The organism is Atopomonas hussainii, from assembly GCF_900109735.1.
Taxonomy (GTDB): domain Bacteria; phylum Pseudomonadota; class Gammaproteobacteria; order Pseudomonadales; family Pseudomonadaceae; genus Atopomonas; species Atopomonas hussainii.
Map to the genome: position 1 here is coordinate 68,091 of NZ_FOAS01000006.1, position 24,996 is coordinate 93,086.

A 24,996-nucleotide genomic window follows, 5' to 3' on the forward strand; every position below is an offset into this window, starting at 1 on the left:
CTCTCAGCAAAACTAAGCAACGCAAAACAACGGGCCGGAAAACACCCCGGCCCGTTTTTTTACAAGCCTTCACGCCCCATGATCAGCGGGCGGATTTTCTGCAGTTGCGTCTCTAGTGAGTAAGACACACTGGAGGCCATGGAGAAGAAGTTCAGGAAGGCCTTAAGGTTGGAGTCACCGGCGCACTCGTCATGTATCCGGTGCCAAAACGCCTGATTGACCAGCTGTAATTGCTGGAAGACTTTCACCAAGCCTTTTAGCTCCCAATCCGGAGTTAAGCCGTCGCGCTGATTAAAGTACTGCCGCGTCAGGTATAGCGATACCGCACGCATGACGAACTCTTGGTTATTGGCAAACGGCAAATGCTGGATGGCCATCGGCTTGAGCACCGACATATGCGGGCAGGCGCTGGTCGCCATAATCACGCCCATCAACGCGCGCAGCCCCTCTTCCAAGCCCACCAGTTTGACGTATTCACGCTCAGGGGTGATGACCTTAACGGTGGACTTCTTAAAAGCCGGCAAGCCTTTGAAATCCTCGATCACCGGGTACAGATCTAAAGCAGCGGGGCAATGCTTGTGCTCTTCACTTTTCAGCGGGCAATTGCTGCATTGATTGTTCGCTAGACGCGTCCAAGCCGGCGCACCATTGCCTTGCTCAGGGTCGAACTCTCGGTCCAGCTCAATGCTGTACAAAAGCTCAATATCGTCACCTAGGTTAAAACGGTACTCGATGGCCATCTAAGCTCCTTACACGTCTACGACCACCAGGGCTCAGCCCTGCATATCCTCCAACTCAGCCCAACGCTCTAGGCACTGGTCCAATTGCTCCTGCAAGCCTTGCAAGTGCGCTAGGCGCCCCTGCACATCGGCATGGTCACGCTGGTAGAAATCATGACTACTGACTTCTGCCTGAACTTCAGCCAACTCACTCTCCAGCGCTTCAATCTGCGCCGGCAACGCATCCAACTCACGCTGCAGTTTGTAGCTTAGTTTGTTTTTCTTCGCTGGTTCGCTCACCTGAGCGGGTGAAGATAGTGGCATTGTGACACCGTTGGCAGATGACGCAGTAGTCTCTTCTGCTGCCCCCCGGTCACCCAACAAAGCCACGTCGCCACCTTGGCGCAACCAGTCGTGATAACCACCGAAAAACTCACGCACCACGCCCTGACCTTCAAACACCAACACGCTGGTGACCACGTTATCGAGGAAGGCCCGATCGTGGCTGACCAGCAACACAGTGCCAGCAAACTCCGCCAGCACCTCTTCCAATAATTCGAGGGTTTCTACATCGAGATCGTTGGTCGGCTCATCGAGCACCAAAACGTTGGCTGGCTTGCTAAAGAGCTTGGCCAGCAAGAGGCGTGCCCGCTCACCACCAGACAGCGCTTTCACCGGCGTACGCGCGCGCTCAGGGCTGAATAAAAAGTCGCCGAGGTAGCTTAAAACGTGGCGATTCTGGCCATTGATGCTAATAAACTCGCGCCCTTCGGCGAGGTTATCCACCACCGACGCGTCGGGGTTTAACTGCTGACGTAATTGGTCAAAATACGCCACCTCAAGACGCGTGCCGTGTTCCACACTGCCTTCGCTGGGCTGCAAACGACCCAAGAGCAAGCCAAGCAAGGTGGATTTACCGCAGCCGTTTGCGCCTAACAGACCAATGCGGTCGCCACGCTGCACCGTTAGCGATAGATTGCGAATCAGTGCTGGCTGCCCAGCGGCATGGCGGAAGCCCATCTGCTGCAGCTCAATCACCCGCTTACCGCTTTTATCCGCCGACTCCATTTGAAACGTAGCGCGGCCTTGCTGGTTGCGCCGCTGCGCGCGCTCGTCACGCATGGCTTTCAGCGCCCGTACGCGGCCTTCATTACGCGTGCGGCGGGCTTTAATGCCTTGGCGAATCCACACTTCTTCTTGGGCGAGCTTTTTATCGAACAGCGCGTTGGCGGTTTCTTCCGCCGCCAGTTGTTCTTCTTTATGTATGAGGAAGCTGGCGTAATCGCCCTTCCAGTCCAGCAACCAGCCGCGATCCAGCTCCAGAATGCGCGTCGCTAAGCGCTGCAAAAAGCTCCGATCGTGAGTGATAAATACCACGGCGCCGCTGAAATTCAGAATGACTTGTTCCAGCCAGTCGATAGCGCCGATATCCAAGTGGTTGGTCGGCTCATCGAGCAACAGCACATCCGGCTCACTAACCAAGGCTTGGGCCAAAATCACCCGCCGGCGCCAGCCACCGGACAGCTCGCCCATGGTTTTTTCCGCCGGCAAATTCAAGCGGCTAATCACTTGCCCCACTTGCTGCTCCAGTCGCCAGCCGTCTTTGGCTTCCAGCGCCTGCTGCACGCGGGTTAGCTTGGTGAGATCGTCATCGCCCTGAATGTTTTGGCTTAAGCGGTGGTACTCAGCAATCAGCTGACCTACTTCGGCCAAGCCATCGGCCACCACGTCATATACCGTGCGCTCGTTGGCGTCGGGCAGCTCTTGTGGCAGCTCGCTGATTTTTAGCGTCGGCGCGCGCCAGATTTCGCCATCGTCAGCGTGCGCACGTCCGGCCAGCAAGCTCATCAAGGTGGATTTGCCCGCGCCATTACGACCGATCAAACACAGCCGATCGCCCTTTTCCAGCTGAAAACTGGCCTTATCCAGCAGCACATGGGTGCCATAGGCTAAGGAAACGTCGGTGAATTTCAGCAATGTCATGGGCAATCTCCTAGGCGGGCCGGCATTCTAGGCCATGGCCTAGCGCCATCCCAGCGCTTTCGTCGCGCCAGCCAAGCCGTTAAGCTAACGCCACGTCGCAGGGACGCTTACTTCTTCTGGTTAATGCCGCATCATGATTCTTCCGCGCTCTCGCTTTTCTCGCCTGCTGGCTGTGTTCGCCGCAGGTGCCAGTTTGTTGTGCACCACCAGCTTTGCCGCCAACCTAAGTCAGCAGCGCCAGCAGTACGATTTAGCGCTAAAAGCCCTTGAACGTGGCGACAGCAGCGTCTACCAACGCTATGCCAGCAACCTGCGTGGCTACCCGCTGCAGCCGTATCTGGACTACCAACAGCTAACCAACCGTCTGCCGTCGGCGAGCGATGCAGAAGTCGAAGCCTTTTTGCTGGAACACGGTGATTTGCCGCAGATCAGCTGGCTCAAGCTGCGTTGGTTACGCGCATTGGCTGAGCGCGGGCAGTGGCCGTTATTTCTTAAGTACTACTCGCCCAAGCTCAATTTCACTGAGCTGGATTGCCTGCACGCCGAGTACCTAATCAAAACCGCACCCGCCGAAGGCCGCGCTAAAGCCGAACAACTCTGGGCGGTAGGCAAATCGCAGCCCAATGCCTGCGACCCGCTGTTTGATACCGCCAAAGCCCGCGGCTGGCTAACCGACGCGCTGATCTGGAAACGCTTACGCCTAGCGGGCGACAACGGCCAGTTCGGTTTAGCCACCTATTTAAGCAAGCAACTGAACAACCCCGCCGAAGGCGAGCGCTTAGTCGACTTAGCGCAAAACCCGCGCAAGCTGGCCAAACCCAGCGGACTCAAAAGCACCCGCGAAGCGGATGCCGTGGGTTTGGGCCTACGCCGCCTCGCCCGCCAAGATCCCGAGCTAGCCCTTAGCCTGCTCAACCGCTACGAAGGCAGCTTGCCGTTTTCCCGCGAAGAAAAAACCGCCATCGCGCGCAGCATTGGCCTGACCTTCGCCAAGCGTTTTGATAGCCGCGGCCTTGAAGTGATGAATCGCTTCGACCCGCAATTAAAAGACAACACCGTCAGCGAATGGCGTGCGCGCCTGTTAATGCGCCACGGTCGCTGGGCCGAGCTGAATCAACTGCTGCGCCAGTTCCCTGAAGACTTAGCCAAGCAGCCGCGCTGGCGTTACTGGTATGCGCGCAGCCTGCAAAGCGGTAACCCGCAGCACGCCGAAGCGCTGCTGAAACTCGACGAGCTGGCCAAAGAGCGTGATTTCTATGGCTTTCTCGCCGCTGACTTAGTGGAAAAGCCCTACCACCTCAACCACAAGCCCTACCCGCTCAAGCCGCAAGTCATTCAGCGCGTGCGCAACTCTGCCGGCATCCGCCGCGCCATGGAGTTTCACGCGCGTGGCGAAATCATCAATGGTCGTCGCGAGTGGTATCACATCAGCAACCTGTTCGATAAAGAGGAGCTGATCGCCCAAGCCCGCCTTGGCTACGAGCTGGAATGGTATTTCCCGGCGATTCGTGCCATCAGCACCGCGCAGTATTGGGATGACCTCGAAGTGCGCTTCCCGATGCCCTACCGCTCAAGCTTTGTGAATGCCGCGCGCCAGCACAACCTGCATCCCAGCTGGGTGGTGGCCGTCACTCGGCAAGAAAGCGCCTTTATGAACGATGCCCGCTCCGGCGTTGGCGCCATGGGCCTGATGCAGCTGATGCCCGCCACCGCCAAAGAAACCGCGCGGCGCTACAACATTGCCTTGGGCAATGTGCAAAACGCCTACCTGCCGGAAACCAACATCAAACTTGGCAGCGCTTACTTGCACCAAGTGCTGAATCAGTTCAAAGGCAACCGCGTGCTCGCCTCAGCGGCTTACAACGCCGGCCCGGGGCGTGTGCGTCAGTGGCTGCGTGGCGCGGAAAAGCTGTCGTTCGATGTTTGGGTGGAAAACATCCCCTTCGACGAAACCCGCCAATATGTGCAGAACGTACTGACCTACTCGGTAATCTACGGCGACAAACTCGGCGCCCCACAACGCATTGTGGAATGGCACGAGCGGTATTTTGATCAAGTGCAATAACAGAAACAGTAAGCCCCGCGATTGCGGGGCTTACTTTTTAAGCGAGCACTTCCACCGGCATACCCAGCTGCAATTGGCCCACAGCGTGGTGAACCAGGTTCTGGCCAAAGAAGATCTGCCCATCGCGGCGGCGGTAGGTTTTTAACGTGGTCAGCGGTTCACCATCAGGCTCTGCCAGCAAGGTGAACGGATCACGGGTAGGAATCACGCAGCGGCTGCACGGCTTAGCCAGCGAGAATTCAATATCGCCGATGCGGATACGCTGCCAAGTATCTTCGGCGTACGGCTCGGCACCGCTAACAACCAGATTGGGACGAAAGCGCAACATCGACATCGGCCGGCCAATCCGCGCGCTTAAGTCATCCAACGACGCTTGGCCAATCAGCAGCAGAGAAAAACCATCGGCAAAACCGACTTTGTCACCCGCTGCGGCGTACTCTAGGGCTACCTGACGTGCGCGTGGCTCATCGACATATACCAAGCGACAATCACGCCCCAGCCGATGGGTTAGCCACTGCGCAGCGGCCTCGCCGGCATCCAGTGCCTGTAACGTGTCGCCCCAGACTTGCACTGTGCGCTCTGATTGAGCGCCATTCGGCACATCGATAGACAGCTGCTGGCCCTGAGCGTCACGCAGCAACAGGCTATCCTCAGCAGCATGGACTGCACTGAGCAAGCCCATGCTGGCAACCTGCCGTTGCGTGATAAATTTGCCCGTTTGCGCATCCACTACCATCCAACGACGGTCGCCTGCGAGCCCCAAGGCATCTACTGTGCTGTGCTGCAACGCCACACCAGCCATAGATTTCACCGGAAACTGATACAAGCCACTGAGCGTAATCATGATTATCTTCCCTGCACGAAAAGACGCCACTCTAGGCAAGCAAGCCGTCTACGGCAAGGCTCTTACCCTGATAGTCAGCACCCTACTGCTGACCGCCTGCAGTGGCAGCCTGCCCAATAACCTCGGTGTGGCAGATGGCCGCTTCAGCGCCTGCCCGGACAAACCCAATTGTGTGAACTCGCAAGCCAGCGACGACGAGCACCGCATTGCGCCGCTGCCGTTACCCAAAGGCGACGCACTGGCGGCGCTCAAAAACGTCATCGAAGCGCAACCGCGCACCGCGATCGTTAGCCAAAGTGACAACTACCTGCATGTCACGTTCACCAGCGCACTGATGCGCTTTGTCGATGACGTGGAGTTTTTCATCACCCCGCAGCACATCGAGGTGCGCTCTGCCTCACGCTTGGGGCACTCCGATCTGGGCGTTAACCGCGAGCGTGTAGAAACCCTGCGTAACGCCCTGCTCGCCGAATAAGAGCCTGGGGGGCCGCTCAGCGCACCTCAAAATGCTCTTCGAGCAGCTTGCGCGGCCCCTGAAACACCAAAAAACGCCACTGCCCCGGCACCACTTCACCTTGCTCGCTGAACTCAAACGCCATCACTTCATGGCGCGTGTGCGGCTGCAAGGCTTGCTGTACTTCAAAGCGGTCAAGTCGCTGACCTTGGCCATCAATCACGCCCGGAGTCAGGTACAAAAAGGTCAGCGGCTGATCGCCTTGCTGCTTACCCGCTAACGAAAAACGCACCCCGAACTTGCTGCCCAGGCGGGCCGGAATGCTGCGCGTCGGCTCAATCGGCTGATCATTACGCAGCAGCACGCGCTCGCCTTCTTTAAGGTCGGTGTGCTGGTGAATAAACAAGCCCGCTTCTACCTCGCCCTGCAGGCTCACTTGCGCCTGTGCCAACACCGGCAAACACAAACCCACCGCCCAAATTACCTGTCGCATACGTCATCCATCACTGCTGAAAATCAGCCGCCACGCTAGCGCCGAGTGATGACAATTTGCTGACCAACGCATGACAACGGCGCCGCACTCGCCAAGTTGTGACTGACCTGATTGCCATCGCCCCGCCGCGCCTGCGCCAAAGCCCTGCGTGAGCCCTGCCCTTATAACTGCAAGCCACAGCCAATGACTGCACGAGGATGAGCATGCCTGCCTATAAGGTTCCGCAGCGCGAAATGCGCTTTTTGATGAATGAAGTGCTGGATTACCCGGCGCATTACGCCGGCTTAGCGCAAGGGAGCGAAGCCACCCCAGATGTCGTCGAGGCCATCGTGCAAGAGTGCGCCAAACTCTGCGAAGAAGTGGTCGCCCCGCTGTATCAAAGCGGTGACGAACAAGGCTGCCAATTTAACGCCGGCGAAGTGACCACCCCACAAGGCTTTCGCGAAGCCTACGACGCCTTTGTTGCCGGTGGCTGGCAAGGCTTATCGCACCCGGTGGAGTACGGCGGCCAAGGCTTGCCCATCTCACTGGGGCTGATCAAGCAAGAAATGCTTGGCACCGCCAATTGGCCGTTCTCGATGTACCCCGGCCTGTCGCTGGGCGCGATGAACACTATCTTGATGCACGGCGACGAAGCGCAGAAGCAAACCTATTTAGTGCCCCTCACGGAAGGCCGCTGGGCCGGCACCATGTGCCTCACCGAGCCGCAGTGCGGCACCGATTTGGGCCAAGTAAAAACCACCGCAACTCCGCAAGACGATGGCAGCTATCGGCTTAACGGCACGAAGATCTTTATCTCTTCCGGTGAACACGACCTGACCGAGAACATTATTCATATTGTTCTGGCACGCCTACCGGACGCGCCCAAAGGCACCCGCGGCATCAGCTTATTTATCGTGCCTAAGTTCACGGTCAATGCTGACGGCAGCCTCGGCGAGCGCAACCCGGTTAGCTGCGGCGCGCTGGAGAAGAAAATGGGCATCAAAGCCTCTTCCACCTGCGTGATGAACTTCGATGGTGCCGAGGGCTATTTAATCGGCGAGCCCAACAAAGGCCTCGAGTGCATGTTCACCTTTATGAACAGTGCGCGCATCGGCACCGCCATCCAAGGCGTTGGCAGCGCCGAGCGGGCTTATCAAGGTGCCTTGGCGTATGCCAAAGAGCGCCGCTCGATGCGTGCGTTGTCTGGCACCAAAGAGCGCGAGCAGATTGCCGATAGCCTGCACCATCATGGCGACGTGCGACGCATGCTGCTGACGCAAAAGGTGATCGCCGAAGGCGGCCGAGCCCTGCTGTATGAAGCCGCGCAAAAAGCCGACTTCATGATCGAAGGCCTGCTCGCCGGCGACATGCGCACTTACGAAGCCTGGGACGACAAACTGGGCTTTATCACCCCGATCCTCAAGGGCTGCCTGACGGAACTCGGTCTGGAGAGCGCCAATATCGGCATGCAGGTATTTGGCGGGCACGGCTATATCCGCGAACACGGCATGGAGCAAATCGTTCGCGATGCCCGCATCAGCACCCTTTACGAGGGCACTACCGGCATTCAAGGGCTAGACCTGTTGGGCCGCAAAGTGCTGTTGCTCACCCAAGGCAAGGCGGTGCGCCAATACACCCGCGACATGCTTAAGGTAGCCCTGCCGCTGGTCAAACAGCCACGCCTGCGCCGTCATGCGCTGACGGTGCTCAAGCTGGCCGCGCAGTGGAATTGGCTCACCGTGCGCATCGCCTTAAAAGCGCGCAAAGAACGTGAGGTAGTATCCACCGCCTGCCACGACTTCTTGATGTATTCCGGCTATGCCGCGCTGGCCTTTATCTGGCTAAAAATGGCTGCCAAAGCCGCCGAGCGCCTAGAGCAAGGCGGCGAACAAAGCGCCGATTTCTATCGCACTAAATTGGCCAGCGCCGACTTTTACTTCGAGCGCCTGTTACCGCGCGGTAAAGCACACGCGCAGAGCATGCTGAAAAACGCGCAAAGCCTAATGAGCACGCCGATTGAGCACTTTGCCTTCGACTAATTGCTCGCCCTAGACGCGTGGCGCGCTGAATAACCCGCAGTGCGCCACGCCGTCGACAAAGCCCAACAAGCATTCGAACCGCGCGGCACAAGCCCTCTGCGGATGAGGCCGTGCACGAAAAAAACCGGCAAATCCCTGAGAAGCTTGCAAAACCTGTCGCAAAAAGGGCTAGACTGTGCCAAAAAAGGCATCTATGTGACCTTTTTTGCCAACAAGATCACACTTCCCGGCCGTTATACGGCATGTTTTTGGCGAAATGTCGCCAAAACGTCGGTCATCGTGTGGCTATTGTTAGACAACGTGCTGAGGCTGGAACTCACCAGCGCCGCCGTACAGACGGATCTGCAATGCTAGAAAACTTGCCGTTCTTCAACCGTTTAGCCTTGGCCGCCCACCGGCCTACCGCTATTGCTCGCGCTGCGGCCACCTTGGCCGTGCAGCCGGTTGACCCATGCTGGGGCAATGGCAGCGTTTTTTGGGAATCGGCCCTACCCCTGCAGAACCTGCTTAACATGCCGAAACGGCGCCTTAGCGGCCCCGTTAAAGAAGTGAAAGATGCTGCCTGGCAAGTGCTCAACGGCTTAGTCAGCGAGCACACCGTGCATGAAGAGCATTTTGACTTACGCCGCTTGGGCGGTTTGGTACACAGTGCCGAATTTGCCGATCACGATTTCACGACCCTAGAGCAATTAGCCAATAGCCCCTTGGCTGCCGACTACCGGGTGAACTCTTACGGCGACTTTATGCAGGTGCTCGGGCGCGCTTTTAGCGCCGTCGGCACCGCTAGCTTCTTGGAGCTGTATCAAGCCAGCTGGCAAGGCGACCGCCTCTTCTGGGGCTTTAGTAAAGGCGGCTTGGCCATGGCCAGCGCCGTCACCTATGCCCGCACTCACGAGCTAGAACAAAGTGTGCCGGCCAATATTCATCAGCTGCAGCTAAGCCATGAAGGGCTTAATGAGCTAGAAACCCAGTTCATTTGCCTGCTGCTGGAGAAAAAACTCTTCGCCGAGAAGCCGCTCGTGCAACTGCTCGCCGAACATCATGTGCTGTATGCCCGCTTGGTGCTCAGTACCGACCCCAAACACCCTGACTTACTGATGCTGCCGCTCAGCTCCGCACCGGCTCAAGCGGTGGGCGAAGGCTTGCTGCAAGCGGGCGCCACTGCGATGGGTGACTGCCTGCGCGCCTGCTGCAAGCCGCACTAACCACGCCGCATCAAGGCTGAGTCACCTGCGCACTTAAGCGTTGCGCGACCTGCGCCAACGACTCACTCATCGCCACCAACTCCAGCTGCGCACTCAACAACGCCGCACTGGCATCGCGCTGCCGCTCGACCGCCGCCAGCTGTACTTGGCTATGGCTTTGCAGCTCTAGCAACTGCGCCTGACTGCCGCTAAGCACCTGACTGTGTTCAGCCATACCCTCAGCCACATGACGGGTTTGCCCCACATTACTCAGAAGCGCCTCAGTCACGCCGGTGACTTGCTGCACGCCACGCGCCACCGAGTTTTGCGCCTGCGCCAGTAACCCCTGCACCTCATCGGCGGTGCGATTACTGCGCTGCGACAAACTGCGCACCTCATCGGCCACCACCGCAAAGCCACGCCCATGCTCGCCTGCGCGAGCCGCTTCAATGGCTGCGTTTAACGCCAGCAAGTTGGTTTGCGCGGCAATATCGCTGATCACCTGCATGGCCTCGGCAATCTGTGCATTGCTGTGTTCAATGGCCTGCATGCTGTGCTGCGCCGCTTGCATGCCTGCAGCACGTTGCTCCACTTGTGCCGCACTATCTTGGGTGCTGGCGGTGAGCCCTTGCATGTGCTCGGCGCCTTGCTGCAAACCGGTTAACACCGACTGCAAGGCCACATCGAGCGACTGCATATCGGCACTTTGCTGCTGCACATCGTTATCGATACTCACGCAGCGCTCACGCACGGTGATCAGCGTACCATGCAGCTGGCCGGAGAGCTTCTGCAAGCCCTCTACGCTGCTGCGCACTTCTGTCAGCAGGTGGCTCAAGCTCGCGTGATTGCGCTCAGCGGCAGCGCTTTGTTGTTCGGCTTGGCGCCAGTGCTGCTCGGCATCTTTGAGCGCCTTTTCGCGCAGGCCGGCGCTATACCACTGCGCCAGCCACACGGTGAGCACCGGCAACAAATAACCCGAGTATTGGTTCACCATGGCATCGCGCGGGCTCAACTCAAACTGCGGCAAACTGGCACCACTGCGCTCTAGGCGCAGCAGCCAAAAGACAAACACTAGCTGGATTAAGCTCCAAAACATGGCGCTGCGTTTACCCGCTAACAAATAGGCAAACACGATCATCGCCAGCGGCCAATAGACATGCGCCGACTGCAAGCCACCCAGCTGATAGACCAAGATCATCGCGTAGCTGCTCATGCACGCCAGCGCTAGGTTGGCCACTGCCTGAACTGGCAACCACGCTTGGCGCAGCATCAACAGCGCTAATGGCATGCCGATAATCAGCAAAAAAGCGCCTTGCGCCAGCGCCGCATTGCCCATGCCCCCCCATTTGATGGCGCTGTAGAGGCCAATAATCACCCCACACAAGCCACAAAACGCCACCGTACGGCTTTGCAGCCACAGCGCTTCATCGTCGCACGCACTACTGGGCATAAAGTGCCCGAGAAAACCGCCGGTTTGGGTCATACGCCTCTCCTACTGCCATAGCGTTTCGGCCAGAGTGATAAACACTTAAGGCTGCCGAGCTTTCTTATAGCGCAAAAAAACGCCCCCGCAGAACCAGCCTGCGGGGGCGTTTTTTTAAGCCAGCGCTACAGCTTACGCGCTTAACTCGACCAGCAATTGGTTGAGACGACGCACATAAGCGGCCGGATCTTTCAGCGAATTACCCGCTGCCAGCGCTGCCTGATCGAACAACACCAGGGCCAAATCGCTAAAGCGCTGCTCGCCTTGCTCGGCTTCGAGTTTGCCCACCAGCGGGTGCGCCGGGTTGATCTCGAAAATCGGCTTCGACTCAGGCGCTTTCTGCCCGCTAGCTTCCAAGATACGGCGCATCTGCAAGCCCATATCTTGTTCGCCGATGGCCAAGATCGCCGGCGAGTCGGTTAAGCGGTGTGACACGCGCACTTCGCTCACCTGCTCGCTCAAGGCTTTTTTCAAGCGCTCCAGCAAGCCTTCTTTGGCTTTGCTGACTTCTTCTTGGGCTTTCTTGTCTTCTTCGCTATCCAATGCGCCAAGATCAAGATCGCCACGCGCTACGTCAACGAACTGCTTGCCATCGAACTCGGTGAGGTAGCTCATCAGCCACTCATCGATACGATCGGTGAGCAACAAGACTTCGATACCTTTCTTGCGGAAGACTTCCAAGTGCGGGCTGTTTTTCACCTGATCGTAGCTTTCGCCAGTGAGGTAATAGAGCTTGTCCTGCCCTTCCACCATGCGTGCGATGTAATCGGCGAGGCTGACGGTTTCTTCCGCGTTACCCGCATGGGTCGAGGCAAAACGCAGCAGGCCGGCGATTTTCTCTTTGTTGGCGAAATCTTCCGCCGGGCCTTCTTTGATCACACTGCCAAAGGCTTTCCAGAACTTGGCGTATTTCTCGCCATCGTTCTTGGCTAGCTTCTCCAGCATGTCCAGCACGCGCTTAGTCAGCGCGCCGCGCATAGCGTCGATATTCGGGTCTTTTTGCAGAATTTCGCGTGAGACGTTCAACGACAGATCATTGGAATCCACCACGCCTTTGATAAAGCGCAGGTACAAGGGCAGGAACTGCTCGGCCTGATCCATGATGAACACGCGCTGCACATAGAGCTTTAAGCCCTTGGGTGCTTCGCGGTGGTACAAGTCAAACGGCGCACGCCCCGGCACATAGAGCAGCGAGGTGTATTCCAGCTTGCCTTCAACCTTGTTGTGGCTCCAAGCCAGCGGGTCTTCGAAGTCATGGGCGATGTGCTTGTAGAACTCGCCGTACTCTTCGTCTTTCACCTCGGTGCGCGCACGCGTCCACAGGGCGCTGGCGCGGTTCGCGGTTTCCCACTCGGGCTCTGCCGGCTTGTCGTCTTCGCCGCTGGCTTCTTTGGGCAGCTCGATCGGCAAAGCGATATGGTCTGAGTATTTTTTGATCAGGTTACGCAGGCGCCAACCATCGGCATATTCGGCGCACGCTTCTTTTAAGTGCAGCGTGATACGCGTGCCACGCTCGGCACGTTCGATGGCCTCGATGGTGAATTCGCCCTCGCCTTTAGACACCCAGCGCACGCCGCTGTCGGCACTCGCACCAGCACGACGGGTTTCTACGCTCACTTCATCGGCAACGATAAAGGCGCTGTAAAAACCGACGCCGAATTGACCGATCAGGTGGGCATCTTTCTTTTGATCGCCCGAGAGCTGCTTGAGGAAGTCCGACGTGCCGGACTTGGCGATAGTGCCTAAGTTGGCGATGACTTCTTCACGGCTCATGCCGATGCCGTTGTCTTCGATGGTCAACGTGCGTGCAGCGCTGTCGAAGCTCAGGCGGATTTTTAACTGCGGTGACTCTTCGAGCAGTTCAGGCTTGGCCAAGGCCTCGAAACGCAGCTTGTCGGCGGCATCCGAGGCGTTGGAAATTAACTCGCGCAGGAAAATTTCCTGATTGGAGTACAACGAGTGAATCATCAGGTGAAGCAGCTGCTTCACTTCGGTCTGAAAACCTAATGTTTCTTTTTGAGCGCATTCCATAGGATGTCCAAACTCCAGTGACAACAAAACCAGTGCTTACTGAAGTGGGGACGGCCTTAGGGCATTTCAAGGCTCGAGCAATTCGAGCAAAACGATCTCACGACGACTGAAAGAGAACAGCACCTCGCCGGCGTCATCGCGCACTTGGCGAATTTGCAGCTGGCCTTCCTCATTAATACCGGCAAACAAGCCGCTCGCCTCGCGGCCACGCTCATTCACCACACGCATTTGCGCGCCGTGATAGCGCTCAGGGGTGGCCAACAATTGCGGCAAAGAAAAACCCACGCGACGATCATTGGCGGCACTCGGTGCTGGCGCGGGCTTAGCCTCAACCACCGGCGCAGGCGTTAACGGCGCGGCGGGTAACGGCGCGTAGTTGTCATCCAGCACACGCCAGCCTTTGATGCTGTGCTTTTTTAAAGTCAGCGGCAGCTCGGCCAGCTCATCACCTTGGTGATAACGCACGGTTTGCGTCACTTCGCCATCGCGCCACTGCGCCGCGCTTGGCGGCAGCATGGGCACCACACGAATATCGCGGCGCTGCCAACGGCGCTGCAGGTAATCCAGCACCACGGCTTGCAAGGTATCCAGCGAGTCGTGGCCGCGGTCAAGCTGGCCATCCACATAACGCAACTGGTCGGTGTACAGCTCCAGTCGGCCACTGATGCTGGTTTGGTATTCATTGGGCAGTATCAAATGAAAGTCGCCCTGCAACTTATTCGGCGCCACCGGCTGCATGTCTAGATGCAGGCTGTAACCACGGCTTAGGCGCCAAAACTCCGGCAAAGGCGAGCCTTCGCTCTGCCAGCTGATTTCTACCAAAGGCAGTGGATCAGGGTCGGTGGGCAGCACATCCATGCGCAGCGGCCCGCTGGTATAGCCCTTGGGCAAATGCAGACTGATTTCGTGGCGGGCAAAGAAGTCGCCGCCTTCACGCAGGCTCAGCACGCCATTGAGTAACTCGGCAAACTGCGGGCGGAACTCATGCCCGTTGATTTGCCCGCGTAGCTCAATGGCTAACTCCGGGCGCGCCTCTGGCTCGGGCGTCAGCCATTGCCACGAAAGCAGCTGCGAGAGGCGTTCAGGGTTCCGCTGGGCCATCATAGTGACCCCGACCACCAGCAGAATCAGCCCCATGCCGGTGAGCAGCAGCACGCGCTTGCCACGCTTCCAGTGGGCCAACAGATAGATGAGGTTAAACGGCGGAATCAACGTGCTCCAGCCCCACAGCAGGCCGGTAGAAAACGCCTGCATGGACAACCACACCATGCTGAACACAACCAGTAACAAGCCACCAAGAATTAACAGGGCATCCATTGCGGGTCCTTATAACGACTGTCTTGGTGGCGTTGTTTCAGTCCACCTTAAAGTGCGCGCGTGCGGTGGCGATGGGTTCAGACTGCGAAGCCTGCCAAGCGGTGATGGCCACGTTAGCCACCCGCCGGCCCTGCCGCCAAACCTGACACTGGGCAAAGGTGTCACGATATAACCCTGCGCGCAGGTAATCTATCGAGAAGTCGATGATTTTCGGCAAATGTTGCCCGCCCATGGCGGCAATCAAGTGCAACTGTGCGGCGTGTTCCATAAACCCGGCGATCACTCCGCCATGCAGCGCAGGCAAGGTCGGATTACCCACATTGCCTTCGAGCGCTGGTAGGCGAAACACCAGCTCGTCACCTAATTTGATGCACTCCACGCCAATCATGCGGGCGTAGGGCACCAGACTGATTAACTCAGAGTAATCACCGGACTGCGCCGCCTGACGGGCTTTTTCCGTGAGGTTTAAAGGATTCATGCGCGGCCCTCATTGATGGCCTTATTCAGTGCAGCGGCCTGTGTCACTTTGCCCATGCGCATAAAAGCCCCAACCACATGGGCGATCGGGTTGGCACGATCATCCTGATAGGCCACGCCACGGGTGAAGATCACGTTGGGGGTCACGCGGTAGCACTCGGCAAAGCCGTAGATGGCTTTACCCGGCTCAGCGGGGTGCATGTAGTCAATGCGCAGATCCAGCGTGGGGCAGATTTCAAACTCCGGCAACACACACACGGTACTGATGCCGCAGGTGGTGTCCATCAAGGTGGTGATGGCGCCGCCGTGCACCACGCCGGTTTCCGGGTCGCCAACAATGCCGTCGCTATAGGGCAGGCGCAGCACCAAACCCTTGGCGTCGGCCTGCTCCACCGTCATGCCGAGGTTCTGACAATGCCGCAGCACAGACAAGAAACGCTCGGCGCGGGGCAAGATAGTCGCCTCACTCATGCTTAGCTCTCCCATAAAAAAGGCGGCGATGATACGGCCTTGTCAGCACTTGCTGGCGACCAATGGCATGGCGCCCCTGCCACACTAGCCGGCTAAACCGCCAGAGCCGTTAGCTTTGCTTAGGTTCAGGCTCTGCTGGGGTGGGCTCTGCGCTGTTTTCTGCCTTGACCTCGGTTTGCGGCGCTTGGCTGGCCATCATCACTTCCAGCACGCTGGAGTGAAATTCGCGGTGGTACAGCACAAACAACACGATGGTCGATGCCAGCATGAACAGCCACGGATTGATAAACCACACCATCATCGCCAAACCAAAATAGTAGGCGCGCAAGCCTTGGTTGAACTGGTTAGCCGCCGAAGAAATCACCCGCGCCGAACGCTGCACAAACAGTTTGCGCTCTTGCTCGCTGACATTGCGCTCGGCCACCAAAGGCGCCGAACCCAGCAAAATGGCGGAAAAGTTGTACTGGCGCATACACCAGCTAAAGGTGAAGAAGGCGTACACAAACACCAGCGCCAAACCTAGTAGCTTGACCTCGGACACCGAGCGGTCGGCTTGCTCCACCAATGGCAGCGACGATAGCGCCGTGAGGGCTTTTTCCGAGGCGCCAAACACGGTGAAGATACCCGCCAAGATAATCAGCGTGCTGGAGGCAAAAAACGAGGCATTGCGCTCTAAGTTGCCAATCACACTGGTGTCGGCGATGCGGTTGTCGCGCATCAGCATGCGGCGCATCCAGTCCTCACGATAGAGGTGCAGCACACTCGCCAAGCACGGGGTTGTTTTAGCTTTCACCCCGGCGTAACGGGTGTAACCCAGCCAGCAGGTGAGAAACCAACCAACGGCCAACACATGCGGCCAGTGACTCCAATCAATCAGGTTCATTGCACCCCCTTCACTAGGGCGCATTATAGCCCTGCCCAACCAAAGCGCGGGGCATGCAAAGCGGCGAACACGCCACAATGGGCAGAAAAAAAGGACACCCCATGCTGCGCCTGCTCGCCATCACCCTGCTCGCTTGCTGCCTTAGCGCTTGCGCCAACGCCCCCGCCTTCACCGCCCGCTATCTCACCCCGCCTGCTCCGGAGCCGATTGCACAAGCGCATTTCGAAGCCGGCATCAGCGAGGTAGATATCACCCCGCCACCGGGGCTACCTAAAGCCGGTTTTGCCACGTGGGCAAAAGATGGCCAAGGTTTTCGTACCCGCCTAAAAGCCCGCGCGTACTTTTTACGCAATACAGCCGGCGCTAGTGTGCTAATTCTGCAAACCGACCTGTTAGCCGGCTCACCGTTACTGCATGCAGCGCTGCGCGAACGTTTAGCTAAAAGCATTCACCTACCGGCCCACAGCCTAGCCATTACCGCCACCCACACCCATGCGGCCCCCGGAGGCTTTTGGGGTGATGACTTTTATAACGGTCACGCGGCCAATGCCGCCGGGCTTGAACCGAGGTGGTTCAACTTTTTACTAGAGCAGCTGAGCAAAGCCAGCGAGCAAGCCTATGCCGCGCGGCGCCCCGCGAAAGTGGCGCTCGGCCAACAAGAGGTCTGGGGACTAACCCGTAACCGCTCGCTAGCGCCACACCTGAATAACCCCGGCATAACCGGCCGCAGCGACGATGCCGCGCGGAAATACCGCGCCATCAACCCTAAGCTCAGCCTGTTGCGCATCGACCAGCAACAAGCCGATGGGCACTTCAAACCCGCTGGCGCGTTTATGAGCTTTTCGATTCATGGCACGGGTATTCCCTCGGCCAGCCCCGACTACCATGCCGACATCTGGGCCTATCTGGCCATCGGCAGCGGCCGCTTGCTGCAAGCGCATTACGCCCTCGATCAGCCACCAATCATGGGCGCCTTTGAAGCCAGCCATGCCGACGTCGCGCCCAATGCCGTGCCGGGATTATTGGGCTTTGGCGAAGCACGGCGGATTGGCCTAGGCATCGCCGAGCAGGCCGCCGCCTTGTTTCAACGCTTAGATAGCCAGCTGCAAGACGACCTGCCCCTGCGTAGCGCCATCACGGAAGTGAACGTGCTTAGCGAGCCCAGCCTCGGCGCGGTGAGCCTGTGCGAACCGGCTGTGGGTGCGGCGCTGGCCGCCGGCGCGCATGAGCACCGCTCACCGGTGCTGTGGCATTTGCCGTTTATTCGCCCCGGCCAGCCACGCACCTTCTTTACCGACACCTGCCAGGGCGGCAAACACTGGCTCGGCACGCGCTGGTTACAGCCGCTGATATTGCCCCAAGAGGAATTCCCCCATCGCTGGCTGATTCAAAGCCTGCACCTAGGCCATACCGCGTGGACCCTGCTGCCCTTCGAAGTGACCGTGCAAGCCGGACGAGAGATAGAAGCCGCCGTGGCAGACAGCTTCCGCACACAACAAGCCCCGCTGGCGTGGCAAGTGATTAGCAGCGTGGCCAATGGCTATACCGGCTACGCGACCACCGCCGACGAATACGCCCTGCAGTACTACGAAGGCGGCCACACCCTTTACGGCCCCAACACCGCCCGTTTTCTCGCCGCGCATGCTCAGCAGCAAAGCCGCACATTGCTCGCGCAAGGCTCATTCCAAGAACTACCGCCGACCAGCAACTATCGCTTACGCACGGGCCTTTACTGGCCAGAAGCCGCAGCCCCTTCAGGCGCAGCGAACGTGAGCACACCGACCTATCACGACCCCAGCATTGGCCAAGAGGATTACTGGCAAATCATCTGGCAGGCTGAAGCGCCTATCGACTGGCATCAGCCTTTAATCAGCATCGAAACCCGCCATGGCAAACAAGCGGCCTGGCAACCGCTGCGCCGCGATGGCGCACTGGTCGACGACCAAGGCTTTGATCTCGGCATTCGTCAGCTCGATGCGCAGCATTATCAAATCCGCTGGTATAACCCGGCATTTAACGCTGATGATCAATTCCGTTTTCGCATAACAGGGCATAATGGCGCGGCAACCCGCTTTAGCCCTGCATTCCCTTAAAGCCTTAGTGCAAGGACACCTCGTGAGTCATTACAGCTTTGCCGAAGAAACCTTCAATGCCATCACCCACGGGGTTGGCGCGCTCGCCAGCGTCGCGGCCGGTGCGGTGTTGATTACCCTCGCCAGCTTGTACGGCGATGCTTGGCAAATCACCAGCGCGGCGATTTTTGTGGCCACGCTGATTCTGCTTTACAGCGCCTCGACGCTGTATCACGCCATCCCCCATGAGGCGGCGAAAAAACGCCTAAAGATCTTCGACCACTGTGCGATTTATCTACTCATCGCCGGCACCTACACACCGTTTACCTTGGTGAGTTTGCGCGATGACTGGGGCTGGCTACTGTTCGGCCTGATCTGGACGCTGGCCATCAGCGGCGTGGTGTTCAAATTGTTTTTCACCGGACGCTTTAAGCTGCTTTCCACCCTGCTCTACATCGGCATGGGCTGGCTGGCCGTGGTGGCGGCCAAACCGCTACTGGAGGCACTCTCCAGCGCGACGCTGAACTGGCTGGTCGCCGGCGGCCTGGCCTACACCTTGGGCTGCGTGTTTTACCTCTCGAAGCGCCTGCCGTTTAGTCACGGCATTTGGCACTTATTTGTGCTCACCGGCAGCGTGTGCCACTTTGCCGCGGTGCTGCTGACCGTCACTGCTTAATCCAACCCGACCATCAACAACAAAGCCCGCCGGGATCACCGTGCGGGCTTTGTTGTTGCTGCCTTCACGCTTGTTACGCGTTGGCCACCACCTTCGCCACCTTCGCACTCGGCGCTAAACGATCCAGCGCTGCACAGGCGAGTAACAACACAGCGACCGGCAGCAACCAACCCAACGAGCTATCGGCCAGCGGCAGTTGCTTGATCAGCGCAGGCACGGCAAAGCCTGCGGTAGCTAAGCCATCAAACACGCCAAATACCAAGGCACCGAGCATGACCGGGCGGAACACCCACTCCGGACGCTGCCACAACGGCTTCAGCAGGTTCAGCGCGACCAGCACAATCGCCAGCGGATACAGGCCAACCAGTACCGGAATCGACAAGGCAATCAGCTGACTCAAGCCTTGGTTCGCCACCAGCAAGCTGAACACCGCCAAGACAATCACCAAGGTGCGATAGCTCACTGGCAAGAGGCTGGCAAAGTATTCGCCACAGGCGGTGAGCAACCCCACCGCCGTGGTCAAACAGGCAAGAATAATCACGCTGGCCAGTAACACTAAGCCGGGCATCCCTAAGGTGTGCTGCACATAGGCGGTGAGCACCGCCACGCCATTCTCGGCACCGGCCGCAATGCTGTGGCTCGCCGCACCTAGATAGAAGAAAGCCAAGTACACCAACGCCAAACCGATGGCGGCGATCACGCCAGCGAAGATGGTGTAGCGACTGATCAGCGCATCGTCTCGAATGCCTCGGTCGCGAATCGCTGTGGTGATCACAATGCCAAACACCAAGGCACCTAAGGTGTCCATGGTCAGATAGCCTTCCAAGAAGCCCTTAATCGCCGGGCGGGTGGCATAGGCCTCCGCCGGCGCCGCGATCTCGCCTGCCGGAAACAACAACGCAGCACCGCCAAGCAGCACCAGCGAGAGCAGCAATAAGGGGGTAATCCACTTACCAACGCGGTCCAGCAGCTCGCCGGGGCGCAGCGACAACCACAGCACCAAGGCAAAGAAAACCAGCGTGTAAACACCTAAGCTCAGCGCCGAATTACCAACAAACGGGGCAACGCCCATCTCGAACGACACCACCGCAGTGCGCGGCGTGGCGAACAGCGGGCCAATGGCCAAGTACACCGCCACACCAAACACTGCCGCCGCCACTTTGCCCAGCGGCGCGGTGAGCTGCTCCATACCACCGCCCACTCGGGCAATGGCCAGCAAGGTAATCAGCGGTAAGCCCACGGCGGTAAGCAAGAAGCCAAAGGCGGCCTGCCAAAGATTTTCACCGGCGGCCAAGCCTGCAGCAGGAGGGAAAATGATATTGCCAGCGCCCAAGAACAGGGCAAAAGTCATAAAACCGAGTGCCAGAATGTCCTGGCTTTTTAAAGCGTTCATCTAGGAATCCACAAGCCAATAATCGTCAAGAGGCTTCCCCAGGGGTGGTGGGAAACGCAAATAGCCGCGCTTGGCGGCTATTGGTCAGACCAGTTTGCCTTGTGAGCAAAATGGCGCGCTGACCTTAGCGGATAACCGCTGTGGAAACGAGCGCAGCAGGTCGATGTGTCCGCTGGCTATAACTGGCTGTCGCCTGTGGCGATCAAATGCGGAACTGCCCCACCAGCTTAGATAAACGCTGCCCCAAACGCTCCATCGCCTCGGCTGTACCGCGCGCTTGCTCGACGGCGGTAAAGGTACGCTCGCCGCTGTCGGAGAGGCGCACTACGTTGGCACTGACCTCCTCGGCGACCTTGGCTTGCTCGTTAGCTGCCGTGGCGATTTGATGCACCGCTTGGTCAATCGAACGCACGGTCATGGCAATCTGGCTTAACGCCTCACCGGCTTGCCGCGCGCTGTCGAGGGTTTTATCCACCGCCTCACTGCTGGCTTGCATCATTTCTGTGGCGGTGCGGCTGCGTTGCTGCAAGCCCTGAATGATCTCTTGGATCTCCGCCGTGGAGGTTTGCGTGCGCTGCGCCAACGAACGCACCTCATCGGCCACCACGGCAAAGCCGCGCCCTTGCTCACCGGCGCGCGCGGCCTCAATCGCGGCATTTAAAGCCAACAAGTTGGTTTGCTCGGCAATCGCGCGGATCACATCCAGCACCGAGCCAATGCGGGCACTGTCTTGCTGCAAGGTGTCGATCACCTGCGCTTGCTCTTTAACTTTGGCGGCTAAGCTGCTCATCGCTTGGCGGCTACCCTGCACGACATTCAAGCCGGCTTCGCCCGAGCGATGCGCTTCGCCGGATAAATCCGCAGCTTGGTGGGCGCTATTGGCCATTTCCTGCGCACTGGCGGCCATCTGCGTCATGGCCGAGGCAATTTGATTGCTCTCGTCTTTTTGTTGCTCAACCTCATAAAGCACTTGCGTCACGGTGTGATTGAGCTGCCCCGACACTTGATCAAGCTCACCCGTGGAGGTAGAAACTTCGACCACAGTGCCATGTAGCTTGCCGACGAAGGTGTTAAAGCGCTGCGCCAAGCGCCCCAAATCGTCTTGGCTAATCACCGGCAACAACTTGGTCAGGTCGCCCTCGCCTTCGGCGATATCCGCCAAGCGACGATTAATCCGGTTCAGCCCCCGGACGATAAAGCTACTGACCACCACAGCCACCGTGGCCCCCAACAGCAAGGCCAGCGCAATCACCGCCCACAGCACACCGCGACTGGCACGCACCTGTGTTTCGGCATCCTGCGCGGCCAGCTGCATGCTTTCCTGCAAGTCCTGCTGCATGCGGGTGGCCAAATCGGCAATCTTCGGTTCGATAGCATCCATCTCGCGCAGCACGCTTTCACGCTTTTCCAGCGTGCTGACTAACTGATCGGCGGCGGCACGGTAAGCGGCAAGACTGGCCAAGGTTTTTTCCAGCTTGCTCTTGGTGCTTTTGCTGGAGCTGCGTTCCATCAGCACACTGGTGGTACTACGGGTGTTTTCTAGCTCACGGCGAAAATCATCTGCCAGCTGAGGGGCCGGGTCTTGCAGGTAGCGGTACACCCCTTGGCTACCCAGCAATAAATGCCGCAAGGCGGCGCTGGCATAAAACACCGCGTCCAAGTTGAAATCCATCTGGCCGTTTTCCAGCACTTGGCTGAGCTGCTTTTCGACCGCCGGGCCATTGGCTTCTAAGCCTTCGGTTTGCAAACGGTTTTGCTCTTGCCCCAGCGGCACCAGCGACTGCAAGAACAGCTGCGAATAGGCTTGTTTCAAGCTGAGCATTTGCTCGAGGAGCTTCTTCTGCCGCGACTCACTGGCGTCTTTAACCGCCGCATTGAGTAAATCATCCAGCGCCTGCGCTTGGCTGTTAACCCGCTCTAAGGCGCTATCCGAACCAGAGCGCACATAGCGGCGCACCGCCTGCTGCAACACCTCCATGCCATCGGTGACTTGGCGAACTAACTCCAGGCGCGGCACTTGCTCCTGTGTGACCACCTGCATGCGTTCGGACACCGCCGCCAATGACCACACCGCAAACAACCCTAGACCCACCAACAAGACGCACAACACCACCGGCGCAATGGCAATTTTCTTGGCAACCCCCAAATCGGCGAACAGTCGCATAAGCAATCCTGCGGTCATGGCATGGCTTTTTATTCAGCGTAGACGGCCAATGCTGGGTTAGCCGCTAACACCTCGCTTGTTCTTGCTTATCGCCCGGGCTGCGGATTTCTTAATGGCCAATTACAGGCATAAAAAAACCGCGCCGAAGCGCGGTTTTTAGGTTGGCTGAAGAATTACTTCTTCATTTCCCAACCAGTGATTTCCGCCAGCGCTTTGCCGATGTCGGCCAGCGAGCGAACAGTCTTCACACCGGCGTCTTCCAGTGCGGCGAACTTCTCAGCGGCAGTACCTTTACCGCCAGAAATGATCGCACCGGCGTGGCCCATGCGCTTACCAGCCGGCGCAGTAACGCCCGCAATGTAAGACACCACAGGCTTGGTCACGTTGGCTTTGATGAAGGCGGCTGCTTCTTCCTCGGCAGAACCGCCGATCTCACCGATCATTACGATCGCTTCGGTCTTCGGGTCTTCTTGGAACAGCTTGAGGATGTCGATGAAGTTAGAACCCGGAATCGGGTCACCACCGATGCCCACGCAAGTGGACTGGCCGAAGCCGGCGTCAGTGGTCTGCTTCACGGCTTCGTAAGTCAGGGTGCCGGAGCGCGACACGATACCGACTTTGCCCGGCAGGTGAATGTGACCGGGCATGATGCCGATCTTGCACTCACCGGGGGTGATCACGCCCGGGCAGTTGGGGCCGATCAGGCGCACGCCCAGCTCGTCGCACTTCACTTTAGCGTCGAGCATGTCCAGCGTCGGGATGCCTTCGGTGATGCAGACGATCAGCTTGATGCCGCCGTTGGCTGCTTCAAGGATGGAGTCCTTACAGAACGGAGCCGGTACGTAGATCACCGAGGCGTCAGCGCCCGTGGTTTCTACAGCTTCTTTAACGGTGTTGAACACCGGCAGGCCCAGGTGAGTGGTGCCGCCCTTACCGGGGGTTACACCGCCAACCATCTTAGTGCCGTAAGCAATGGCTTGTTCGCTGTGGAAAGTACCCTGCGAGCCAGTGAAGCCTTGGCAGATAACTTTGGTGTCTTTATTGATCAGGACGCTCATTACTTACCCTCCGCGGCCTTAACAACCTGCTGAGCCGCATCGGTCAGGCTGGTTGCTGCGATGATGTTCAGGCCGCTTTCTGCCAGCACTTTCGCGCCCAGTTCAGCGTTGTTACCTTCCAGACGCACGACCACCGGCACTTTCACGCCGACTTCTTTCACTGCGCCGATGATGCCTTCGGCAATCATGTCGCAGCGCACGATGCCGCCAAAGATGTTAACCAGTACGGCCTGCACATTGCTGTCAGACAGAATGATTTTGAACGCTTCGGTAACGCGCTCTTTGGTGGCACCGCCGCCAACGTCCAAGAAGTTGGCCGGCTTGCCGCCGTGCAGGTTCACGATGTCCATGGTGCCCATGGCCAGACCAGCGCCGTTGACCATGCAGCCGATGTTGCCTTCCAGCGCTACGTAGTTCAGTTCGAACTTAGCGGCGTGGGCTTCACGGGCGTCGTCTTGCGACGGGTCATGCATCGCGCGCAGCTTGGGCTGGCGATACAGAGCGTTGCCGTCGATGTTGATCTTGGCATCCAGGCAGTGCAGGTTGCCGTCGGCCTTGATCACCAGCGGGTTGATTTCCAGCAGGGCCAGATCGTAGTCGGCAAACAGCTTAGCCAAGCCAACGAAGATGTTGGTGAACTGCTTAACTTGGTCGCCCGACAGGCCCAGTTGGAAAGCCAGCTCACGACCTTGGAACGGCTGCGCGCCAACCAGCGGGTCAACGGTGGCCTTAAGGATTTTTTCCGGGGTGTCGTGGGCGACTTTTTCGATTTCCACGCCACCTTCGGTGGAGGCCATGAACACAATACGGCGGGTCGAACGGTCTACCACCGCGCCCAGGTACAGTTCTTTGGCGATGTCGGTGCAAGACTCAACCAGGATTTTGGAAACCGGCTGACCATTGGCATCGGTCTGATAGGTCACCAGGTTCTTGCCCAGCCAGTTGGCGGCGAACGCCTTGGCATCTTCGGCGCTCTTGACCAGCTTTACGCCACCGGCCTTGCCGCGACCACCGGCGTGAACTTGGGCTTTAACCACCCACTCACTGCCACCAATTTTTTCGCAGGCTGCTGCGGCGTCTTCCGGGGTGTCTACAGCGAAGCCTTTGGATACAGGCAGGCCGTATTCAGCGAAAAGCTGCTTACCCTGATACTCGTGGAGATTCATGCTTTATCTACCGTCTTTCGTGTAGGTCTTGCGTGATTAGTG

21 protein-coding genes are annotated in these 24,996 nt (G+C 58.3%); 7 read left to right on the forward strand and 14 right to left on the reverse strand.

All coding sequences use genetic code 11. From position 1 onward, the window contains the following. Positions 1-59: 59 nt before the first annotated feature. Both BMX80_RS07145 and BMX80_RS07150 read right to left on the reverse strand, forming a co-directional pair. Positions 60-740, reverse strand: coding sequence for a DUF6901 family protein (locus BMX80_RS07145; RefSeq protein ID WP_071870322.1), 681 nt, complete (start codon positions 738-740; stop codon positions 60-62). Between the two features lie 33 nt (positions 741-773). Further along, the gene (locus BMX80_RS07150; protein WP_074866826.1) at positions 774-2,702 is read right to left on the reverse strand and encodes an ATP-binding cassette domain-containing protein; all 1,929 of its coding nucleotides are present in this window, start codon (positions 2,700-2,702) and stop codon (positions 774-776) included. Positions 2,703-2,835: 133 nt separating this feature from the next. Here BMX80_RS07150 and BMX80_RS07155 point away from each other — a divergent pair, with 133 nt between their 5' ends. Continuing rightward, positions 2,836-4,767 (forward strand): transglycosylase SLT domain-containing protein, encoded by a 1,932-nt coding sequence (locus BMX80_RS07155; RefSeq protein WP_083394267.1) that lies wholly within the window; start codon positions 2,836-2,838, stop codon positions 4,765-4,767. Between the two features lie 37 nt (positions 4,768-4,804). Here the strand turns inward: BMX80_RS07155 and BMX80_RS07160 are convergent, their stop codons facing one another. Beyond that, complete coding sequence (locus BMX80_RS07160) at positions 4,805-5,611, reverse strand: MOSC domain-containing protein (RefSeq protein WP_074866828.1); 807 nt, start codon at positions 5,609-5,611, stop codon at positions 4,805-4,807. Between BMX80_RS07160 and BMX80_RS07165 the strand changes: the two genes are divergently transcribed. After that, positions 5,610-6,086, forward strand: a complete 477-nt coding sequence (locus BMX80_RS07165) for a DUF1499 domain-containing protein (RefSeq protein ID WP_083394268.1) — start codon at positions 5,610-5,612, stop codon at positions 6,084-6,086. The two genes, BMX80_RS07160 and BMX80_RS07165, sit on opposite strands and share 2 nt — an antisense overlap. Positions 6,087-6,102: 16 nt before the next feature. Here the strand turns inward: BMX80_RS07165 and BMX80_RS07170 are convergent, their stop codons facing one another. Beyond that, positions 6,103-6,558, reverse strand: a complete 456-nt coding sequence (locus BMX80_RS07170; RefSeq protein ID WP_074866830.1) for a DUF3859 domain-containing protein — start codon at positions 6,556-6,558, stop codon at positions 6,103-6,105. Between the two features lie 203 nt (positions 6,559-6,761). Between BMX80_RS07170 and BMX80_RS07175 the strand changes: the two genes are divergently transcribed. The 3 genes from BMX80_RS07175 to BMX80_RS07185 are packed head-to-tail and all read left to right on the forward strand — an operon-like array spanning position 6,762 to position 9,784. Further along, positions 6,762-8,579: an acyl-CoA dehydrogenase C-terminal domain-containing protein gene (locus BMX80_RS07175; RefSeq protein WP_074867047.1), complete on the forward strand. Its 1,818-nt coding sequence runs from the start codon at positions 6,762-6,764 to the stop codon at positions 8,577-8,579. 39 nt (positions 8,580-8,618) lie between these two features. Next, positions 8,619-8,933: a hypothetical protein gene (locus tag BMX80_RS07180; RefSeq protein WP_139214040.1), complete on the forward strand. Its 315-nt coding sequence runs from the start codon at positions 8,619-8,621 to the stop codon at positions 8,931-8,933. After that, the gene (locus BMX80_RS07185; RefSeq protein WP_074866836.1) at positions 8,927-9,784 is read left to right on the forward strand and encodes a DUF6685 family protein; all 858 of its coding nucleotides are present in this window, start codon (positions 8,927-8,929) and stop codon (positions 9,782-9,784) included. Before BMX80_RS07180 ends, BMX80_RS07185 begins: the two co-directional genes overlap by 7 nt. A 10-nt stretch (positions 9,785-9,794) precedes the next feature. Here the strand turns inward: BMX80_RS07185 and BMX80_RS18035 are convergent, their stop codons facing one another. From BMX80_RS18035 to BMX80_RS07215, 6 genes are all read right to left on the reverse strand, one after another. Next, a complete protein-coding gene (locus BMX80_RS18035) occupies positions 9,795-11,246 on the reverse strand; it encodes a methyl-accepting chemotaxis protein (protein ID WP_074866839.1) in 1,452 nt (483 codons plus the stop codon). Between the two features lie 132 nt (positions 11,247-11,378). Continuing rightward, positions 11,379-13,277, reverse strand: coding sequence for a molecular chaperone HtpG (gene htpG, locus BMX80_RS07195; protein ID WP_074866842.1), 1,899 nt, complete (start codon positions 13,275-13,277; stop codon positions 11,379-11,381). 66 nt (positions 13,278-13,343) lie between these two features. Beyond that, positions 13,344-14,594, reverse strand: coding sequence for a hypothetical protein (locus BMX80_RS07200; RefSeq protein WP_074866844.1), 1,251 nt, complete (start codon positions 14,592-14,594; stop codon positions 13,344-13,346). 37 nt (positions 14,595-14,631) lie between these two features. Continuing rightward, positions 14,632-15,072 carry a PaaI family thioesterase gene (locus tag BMX80_RS07205; protein WP_071870332.1) on the reverse strand — a complete coding sequence of 147 codons (441 nt, stop codon included), beginning with the start codon at positions 15,070-15,072 and terminating at the stop codon, positions 14,632-14,634. Continuing rightward, a complete protein-coding gene (locus BMX80_RS07210) occupies positions 15,069-15,542 on the reverse strand; it encodes a PaaI family thioesterase (protein WP_071870333.1) in 474 nt (157 codons plus the stop codon). The genes BMX80_RS07205 and BMX80_RS07210 overlap by 4 nt, the downstream gene beginning before the upstream one ends. A gap of 109 nt (positions 15,543-15,651) precedes the next feature. Then, entirely contained in the window at positions 15,652-16,425 is a 774-nt protein-coding gene (locus tag BMX80_RS07215) for a DUF599 domain-containing protein (RefSeq protein ID WP_071870334.1), read from the reverse strand. A gap of 101 nt (positions 16,426-16,526) precedes the next feature. Between BMX80_RS07215 and BMX80_RS07220 the strand changes: the two genes are divergently transcribed. After that, positions 16,527-18,518, forward strand: a complete 1,992-nt coding sequence (locus BMX80_RS07220) for a neutral/alkaline non-lysosomal ceramidase N-terminal domain-containing protein (RefSeq protein WP_175474887.1) — start codon at positions 16,527-16,529, stop codon at positions 18,516-18,518. 22 nt (positions 18,519-18,540) lie between these two features. Then, positions 18,541-19,173 (forward strand): PAQR family membrane homeostasis protein TrhA, encoded by a 633-nt coding sequence (gene trhA, locus BMX80_RS07225; protein ID WP_071870728.1) that lies wholly within the window; start codon positions 18,541-18,543, stop codon positions 19,171-19,173. Positions 19,174-19,246: 73 nt separating this feature from the next. Here the strand turns inward: trhA and brnQ are convergent, their stop codons facing one another. The 4 genes from brnQ to sucC all read right to left on the reverse strand — a co-directional run bounded on the left by brnQ (position 19,247) and on the right by sucC (position 24,954). Further along, the gene (gene brnQ / locus BMX80_RS07230; RefSeq protein ID WP_074866846.1) at positions 19,247-20,566 is read right to left on the reverse strand and encodes a branched-chain amino acid transport system II carrier protein; all 1,320 of its coding nucleotides are present in this window, start codon (positions 20,564-20,566) and stop codon (positions 19,247-19,249) included. A gap of 202 nt (positions 20,567-20,768) precedes the next feature. After that, positions 20,769-22,730, reverse strand: a complete 1,962-nt coding sequence (locus BMX80_RS07235) for a methyl-accepting chemotaxis protein (protein ID WP_074866849.1) — start codon at positions 22,728-22,730, stop codon at positions 20,769-20,771. Positions 22,731-22,903: 173 nt separating this feature from the next. Continuing rightward, positions 22,904-23,788, reverse strand: coding sequence for a succinate--CoA ligase subunit alpha (gene sucD, locus BMX80_RS07240; protein WP_074866852.1), 885 nt, complete (start codon positions 23,786-23,788; stop codon positions 22,904-22,906). Next, entirely contained in the window at positions 23,788-24,954 is a 1,167-nt protein-coding gene (sucC, locus tag BMX80_RS07245) for an ADP-forming succinate--CoA ligase subunit beta (protein WP_071870338.1), read from the reverse strand. Before sucC ends, sucD begins: the two co-directional genes overlap by 1 nt. Positions 24,955-24,996 lie beyond the last annotated feature (42 nt).

What these genes read in the sequence shown, in the direction of transcription:
- BMX80_RS07205 (WP_071870332.1), bottom strand. Translation starts at nt 15,072, where the DNA reads ATGAATCCTTTAAACCTCACGGAAAAAGCCCGTCAGGCGGCGCAGTCC.
- BMX80_RS07150 (WP_074866826.1), bottom strand. Translation starts at nt 2,702, where the DNA reads ATGACATTGCTGAAATTCACCGACGTTTCCTTAGCCTATGGCACCCAT.
- BMX80_RS07200 (WP_074866844.1), bottom strand. Translation starts at nt 14,594, where the DNA reads ATGGATGCCCTGTTAATTCTTGGTGGCTTGTTACTGGTTGTGTTCAGC.
- sucD (WP_074866852.1), bottom strand. Translation starts at nt 23,788, where the DNA reads ATGAGCGTCCTGATCAATAAAGACACCAAAGTTATCTGCCAAGGCTTC.
- brnQ (WP_074866846.1), bottom strand. Translation starts at nt 20,566, where the DNA reads ATGAACGCTTTAAAAAGCCAGGACATTCTGGCACTCGGTTTTATGACT.
- BMX80_RS07175 (WP_074867047.1), top strand. Translation starts at nt 6,762, where the DNA reads ATGCCTGCCTATAAGGTTCCGCAGCGCGAAATGCGCTTTTTGATGAAT.
- BMX80_RS07220 (WP_175474887.1), top strand. Translation starts at nt 16,527, where the DNA reads ATGCTGCGCCTGCTCGCCATCACCCTGCTCGCTTGCTGCCTTAGCGCT.
- htpG (WP_074866842.1), bottom strand. Translation starts at nt 13,277, where the DNA reads ATGGAATGCGCTCAAAAAGAAACATTAGGTTTTCAGACCGAAGTGAAG.
- BMX80_RS07160 (WP_074866828.1), bottom strand. Translation starts at nt 5,611, where the DNA reads ATGATTACGCTCAGTGGCTTGTATCAGTTTCCGGTGAAATCTATGGCT.
- BMX80_RS07170 (WP_074866830.1), bottom strand. Translation starts at nt 6,558, where the DNA reads ATGCGACAGGTAATTTGGGCGGTGGGTTTGTGTTTGCCGGTGTTGGCA.
- BMX80_RS07165 (WP_083394268.1), top strand. Translation starts at nt 5,610, where the DNA reads ATGATTATCTTCCCTGCACGAAAAGACGCCACTCTAGGCAAGCAAGCC.
- BMX80_RS07145 (WP_071870322.1), bottom strand. Translation starts at nt 740, where the DNA reads ATGGCCATCGAGTACCGTTTTAACCTAGGTGACGATATTGAGCTTTTG.
- BMX80_RS18035 (WP_074866839.1), bottom strand. Translation starts at nt 11,246, where the DNA reads ATGACCCAAACCGGCGGTTTTCTCGGGCACTTTATGCCCAGTAGTGCG.
- BMX80_RS07185 (WP_074866836.1), top strand. Translation starts at nt 8,927, where the DNA reads ATGCTAGAAAACTTGCCGTTCTTCAACCGTTTAGCCTTGGCCGCCCAC.
- BMX80_RS07215 (WP_071870334.1), bottom strand. Translation starts at nt 16,425, where the DNA reads ATGAACCTGATTGATTGGAGTCACTGGCCGCATGTGTTGGCCGTTGGT.
- sucC (WP_071870338.1), bottom strand. Translation starts at nt 24,954, where the DNA reads ATGAATCTCCACGAGTATCAGGGTAAGCAGCTTTTCGCTGAATACGGC.
- BMX80_RS07235 (WP_074866849.1), bottom strand. Translation starts at nt 22,730, where the DNA reads ATGCGACTGTTCGCCGATTTGGGGGTTGCCAAGAAAATTGCCATTGCG.
- BMX80_RS07155 (WP_083394267.1), top strand. Translation starts at nt 2,836, where the DNA reads ATGATTCTTCCGCGCTCTCGCTTTTCTCGCCTGCTGGCTGTGTTCGCC.
- BMX80_RS07210 (WP_071870333.1), bottom strand. Translation starts at nt 15,542, where the DNA reads ATGAGTGAGGCGACTATCTTGCCCCGCGCCGAGCGTTTCTTGTCTGTG.